Source organism: Hydrogenobaculum acidophilum (assembly GCF_054656715.1).
In genome coordinates, this window is the sequence record NZ_BAAHXP010000033.1 from 1 (window position 1) to 5044 (window position 5044).

General features: G+C 33.2%; 5 protein-coding genes. 3 read left to right on the plus strand and 2 right to left on the minus strand.

All coding sequences use genetic code 11. The features are described from left to right. Positions 1-704: 704 nt before the first annotated feature. The gene (locus tag ACYQZV_RS08925; protein WP_459895256.1) at positions 705-1097 is read right to left on the minus strand and encodes a tetratricopeptide repeat protein; all 393 of its coding nucleotides are present in this window, start codon (positions 1095-1097) and stop codon (positions 705-707) included. A gap of 83 nt (positions 1098-1180) precedes the next feature. On the opposite strand from ACYQZV_RS08925, the gene ACYQZV_RS08930 reads away from it, so the two are divergent. The 3 genes from ACYQZV_RS08930 (at position 1181) to ACYQZV_RS08940 (ending at position 4155) form a co-directional block, all read left to right on the plus strand. Next, positions 1181-2206 (plus strand): DNA-methyltransferase, encoded by a 1026-nt coding sequence (locus ACYQZV_RS08930; protein WP_459895258.1) that lies wholly within the window; start codon positions 1181-1183, stop codon positions 2204-2206. After that, entirely contained in the window at positions 2203-3351 is a 1149-nt protein-coding gene (locus ACYQZV_RS08935; RefSeq protein ID WP_459895261.1) for a hypothetical protein, read from the plus strand. The genes ACYQZV_RS08930 and ACYQZV_RS08935 overlap by 4 nt, the downstream gene beginning before the upstream one ends. Positions 3352-3546: 195 nt before the next feature. After that, a complete protein-coding gene (locus ACYQZV_RS08940) occupies positions 3547-4155 on the plus strand; it encodes a hypothetical protein (protein ID WP_459895264.1) in 609 nt (202 codons plus the stop codon). Between the two features lie 298 nt (positions 4156-4453). On the opposite strand, the gene ACYQZV_RS08945 is transcribed toward ACYQZV_RS08940, so the two are convergent. Beyond that, positions 4454-4894 carry a hypothetical protein gene (locus tag ACYQZV_RS08945; RefSeq protein ID WP_459895266.1) on the minus strand — a complete coding sequence of 147 codons (441 nt, stop codon included), beginning with the start codon at positions 4892-4894 and terminating at the stop codon, positions 4454-4456. Positions 4895-5044: the final 150 nt, after the last annotated feature.

Consider the following 5044-nt stretch of genomic DNA (forward strand, 5'->3'; position numbering starts at 1 on the left):
TCCGGACTTATCCCGTGTTGACCTAGCGTAGTTTCAATCCCATAAGGCAGATTACCAACGCATACGAAGTGATTTTTAATGTGTATTTAGAAGAAGTTTCAATCCCATAAGGCAGATTACCAACGGCAGGCACTTTTTATGTAAAACCTGACACACATCAGTTTCAATCCCATAAGGCAGATTACCAACCCGTCAACCCACTTTCAATAATCAAATTATAAGCTTTAATGGATACTTACACTATGATATAAGTTGTATTATTTGTAAAAAATTTACTACGAAAGGTGATATGTAACAGATAGCTGTAAAGCTTTCTCTATCAATGATTAGCTAGCGTTTATGATATATAACAGAGCTGGGGAAAACATTGATTTTTCGTAAACACAAAAATTTCCCAAAGGTGATATATATCATATCACTTTAAAGTAACGCTACCCTCATATTCAGCTGTTGAAGTACGCCGTTGGCTTTAACACCAACCAATAAATGTTAAAGTTATTATAGCATAGCTTTACAACTTTTAGTATGTTATAAATAGTTAAGCTCTAAACTTTTAACAGAAAATACTCACATCTTTCATCTATTGGCCTATAGAAAAGTTGTTTAGCATTCTTCATATGGAACCTCAAAAAACCTTGTGTAAATTGGAAAGTGTTACATCTTATTACCACAAACAAACATATATATATTCTTACTTTCAAGTCCTATTCATCTTGAAGCACCTTAGGCAAAATTTTACCTATTTGAATAATACTTTGACCTATTTGAGCAGTATTTATAATATCGTCAATAGCTCTATTTTTATGTAAAGATTCAAGATTACTACAAGCAGTACCACTATCCATTTCACAAGCTTTTTCAGATAATGTATCTGCTTTTAGATAGTTTTGTGGAACGCCTTGGCCATATTCATATAACCAACCAAGATGAAAGCATGACAAACCACTACCAAACTCACAGGCATAATTACATTGTTTAAGATTGTTTTTATCAAAGCAATCGTGCTTTACTAATTCTTTTGCTGCATTAGTGCTTATCCCATAAGAAACACCCACTACTATGAAAGCTGATATTATAAAAAGTAATTTTCTTTTCATACGCCTAGTGAGAAATTCCGGATTATCAAATGCTTTTCCTTAAAACTTGGTTGGGAATAAGTTATAATATTGAGGGTATAATAATGAAAAAATTGGATGAATATATAGATAGGGTAATTTGTGGAGACGCAACTGAGATATTAAGACAAATACCTTCCGATAGCGTGGATCTGGTAATAACTAGCCCACCATATTATAAACAGAGAGATTATGGGGGAGTTGGTATAGGAAACGAAAAAACAGTAGAAGAATATATTGACAACTTAATGATCATTTTCAAAGAATGTGTACGTGTAGTAAAAAATACTGGAAGTATTGTTTTCAATATTGGAGATAAATATGAAAATGGCAACCTTCTATTAATCCCATACAGATTCGCTATTGAGGCCACCAAGAGGACAAATATAAAACTAATAAATGAAGTGACATGGGTTAAACTAAACCCGGTGCCTAAACAAGACATGAAAAAACTTGTACCATCGACAGAACCGTTTTTTATATTTGTAAAATCAGATAAGTATTACTTCAATAAAGATGCTTTTTTGAAGCATATTGACTTTTTAAAAAAATCTAAAAAGAAGAGAAATGGAGATAACATTGGTAAAAAATATCTTGAATTAATTGAACAATCAGATTTAACTGAAGAACAGAAAAAATTGGCTAAAACAGAACTGACAAAAGTTATACAAGACGTAAAAGATGGGAAGATTGAAAGTTTTAGAATGAAAATCAAAGGGATTCACGCAATGCCCTATGGTGGGCAAGAAGGTGGAAGAAAGATTCACATAGAACGAGATGGTTTCACTATCATAAGAATTCATGGTAAGTCAATTAAAAAAGATGTGATTGAATCTCCTGTAGAAACTATAAAGGGAAATATTCACCCAGCGGTGTATCCCGAATATGTTATCCAGGAGTTTCTTAAATTATTGACCAGAGAAGGTGATATTGTATTAGACCCTTTCATGGGGTCAGGAACAACTGGAGTAGTTGCTAAAAAAATGGGAAGGCGTTTTATTGGAATTGAAATAAATCCAAAATATTGCGAATATGCCCAAAAAAGAATAGCTAAAATAAAACAAGAACACACATTTGAGTGGTTCATATGAGTGAATGGAACATATATAAAAGAACTTTAGATGAGATATTTGAGCAAGTAAAAACGCGTTATAAGAACAAAGATATGAGTATATTCAATGCTCTATCAACAGAACAACAAGGACGGTTAAATATTCTTGTTAATAACATAGAAAATCAAAAATCAGTAGTAGCTGTTACAATAACTTCACTCCTCAAAAAAATAGTGTCACCTGAACAGGATATAAGATTACATCGTGAAGAGTTTGAGGGTGGATATTCTGGGCGTAGCTTAGACACTAATGTTGTGACACCTTGGTTGAAAGAACATTTCCCCAGATTTGCACCTAAAGAGAGCGGGTGGTTAACAAGGTCTATTGAACAACCATCACCATTTACTATGGATTTTCCGGGTAAAATTAGGGATAGAGATGTTAAAAATGCCTTTTTATCAATACTGAATGATATAGAAAAGAATTCGGCGAATCCCAGTAATTACCTACAATGTTTGTTGTTCATTTTGTTAGATAAGTATGAACAAGAGATGAGCCTTATATCGCAACTGTCAGCTGAGAGAGAGCATAGTGGTCTGCTGACAATAGATATTGTAGTCAATATGCTAAGAGAGCATTTTTCCATGAGAATGTCTTCGCGACTGCCTGTAATTGCAATATATGCCATATATCAAATTTTTATGGAAAATATTAAATTATATGAATGTAAGAAATTAGAGCCTTTAAAAACACATACTACATCTGATAGATACATAGGATTTGGAGACATAGAAATATATAACCAAGATGGAACTCCCTTTGAAATAGTTGAAATAAAACATAATATTCCCATTGATAAAATGATGGTTGAAGATGTCTTAAAAAAGGTGAAAGACACAACTATAAAGAAATATTATATCCTCACAACTTCAGAACCAAATTTTAAAGATTCAAATGAAGAAATTTTAAAATTGGTACGTTTAATCAAATTGAATTACGGTGTTGAAATAATACCAAATGGCATATTTCCATCATTAAAATACTACTTAAGATTTGTCCCCGATCTGATAGACTTTTTGCATCGCTACACAGGTAATTTAATAGATGAGTTTAAGAAAACCGCAGATATAAAAGAATTTCATATTGAAAGATGGATGGAGATAAGAAAAAACTATGATATATAACATACATACTTGGAGCATAGTGAGGAGCGCTTCGTCGCTTCGCTCCTCATTTCGCTGTTGCTCAATCATAGAACAAGAGGGATCTGGTTCTGGCTTTCAACCTTCACCCAAATCGTCTTCAGCGACTTCAGATACCAGCTAAACATTAGGCGAGATTTCACTTTTGGCAGGTGGAGTAGAAACATGAGTATTCCCATGAAGGAAGAATTCATTGAAGGAATTAAAAAATTTGAAGAACGTGAGAAGCGAGATATAATGTATAAAGTAGCAACTTTTCTTGTCTCTCAGTATTGGTCCATACCTTCATATATTGCAGATGGTGTATGTGTATTGTTATTAACATGGAATCAAGCATTTTACAAATATGGATATTTTGATTTTAAGGAACTTGAGAAGTGTATAGAGAAAAATCTACAAAGGCTTGGAGAATTTAGACAACGTGACATAACTTCTTTATCTCAATCGGATGAAGAAAAAATAAAACTTGTGTTTGATGAATTTTTGAAAGCTTTAGAAATTGCTGATGGCAATAAGCGTAGCAGCAAAAGCCCTGTAGCAGTTGCTAAAGCTTTACACCTTCTAGCCCCTAACTTCTTTCCACTTTGGGATAATAAAATCGCAAGAGCATATGGATGTTATTACAATAACAATCCTGCTGAAAAATATGTTCAATTCATGAAATTAATGAAAGAATTAGCGATGCATGTTAAGAGCTATGTTCAAATATCTAATTACCAAAATAAAACTTTGTTAAAACTGATAGATGAATACAACTACTCCAAATATACAAAAGGTTGGATCTGAGATGGAGTCACCAATCGAAACACTTCGCCACTATTGTGGCTTATTCCTTATGGAGTCGCCTAACAAGCAGATTATGTGGTTCGCACTTATGGTGTTAACCCAAATTTGGCTTAAGCAAAACTTAGCATACCCACAAACCGTTAGCATAAATTCCGCACGCCGCCTACTTCATTTCTCACACAGCTGATATTATAAAAAGCAATTTTCTTTTCATGTCAAACCTCCTTATTGTATTTAAATACTATAGCATGGATTTTTTAATCGTAAATTTTGAATTAAATATTGCTTGGTTTGTTTATCACAACCAACGCAAAACAACCACCAAGGCAATAACAAGAATAACAACAATAGCTAACACTATTAAAGAATAAACAAAACACTTTTTAGCCGTTTGTTTGCTTGTCATTTTAACAACACTTTCTAAAGCATCACCAAGCCCATTTGTAGTCTCTTCAAATTTATCCAAAACTCTTTTAGTAGAAGCTTCTAAACTCTTCCACTTGCCATCATATTCTTTAAGCCTAGCGTCATAGCTCATTAGCTTATCTTTTAAAGCTCTAATTTCATTATCCTTCTTTTCAATCTCACCTTGAAGCTCGCGTATATAATCCAAAGTTTTGCTACACTCTAAAATCATTAACTCTAACATAGCACTTTCTGACATATCTTTGTTTTTTGCCATTTGCTGCAAGTACATAACAGCTTCATCACTGAGTTTGAAGCTCTTAGTTATCTTCATTAAGCCCTCCTATAATACCTTGACATACTTAATCTTTCATGTCCTAACTCTCTTGTTAAGACTTTATCAGCCATATCTTCTGAAAAGCCTTGATTTATAAGCTCGTGAAAACGCTCTATAGCATAGTTAACCCTCAATGAGTGAGAACCC

Excerpts from the sequence above, each read along its gene's own strand:
- ACYQZV_RS08925 (WP_459895256.1), bottom strand. The coding sequence starts at position 1,097 with ATGAAAAGAAAATTACTTTTTATAATATCAGCTTTCATAGTAGTGGGT.
- ACYQZV_RS08930 (WP_459895258.1), top strand. The coding sequence starts at position 1,181 with ATGAAAAAATTGGATGAATATATAGATAGGGTAATTTGTGGAGACGCA.
- ACYQZV_RS08935 (WP_459895261.1), top strand. The coding sequence starts at position 2,203 with ATGAGTGAATGGAACATATATAAAAGAACTTTAGATGAGATATTTGAG.
- ACYQZV_RS08940 (WP_459895264.1), top strand. The coding sequence starts at position 3,547 with ATGAAGGAAGAATTCATTGAAGGAATTAAAAAATTTGAAGAACGTGAG.
- ACYQZV_RS08945 (WP_459895266.1), bottom strand. The coding sequence starts at position 4,894 with ATGAAGATAACTAAGAGCTTCAAACTCAGTGATGAAGCTGTTATGTAC.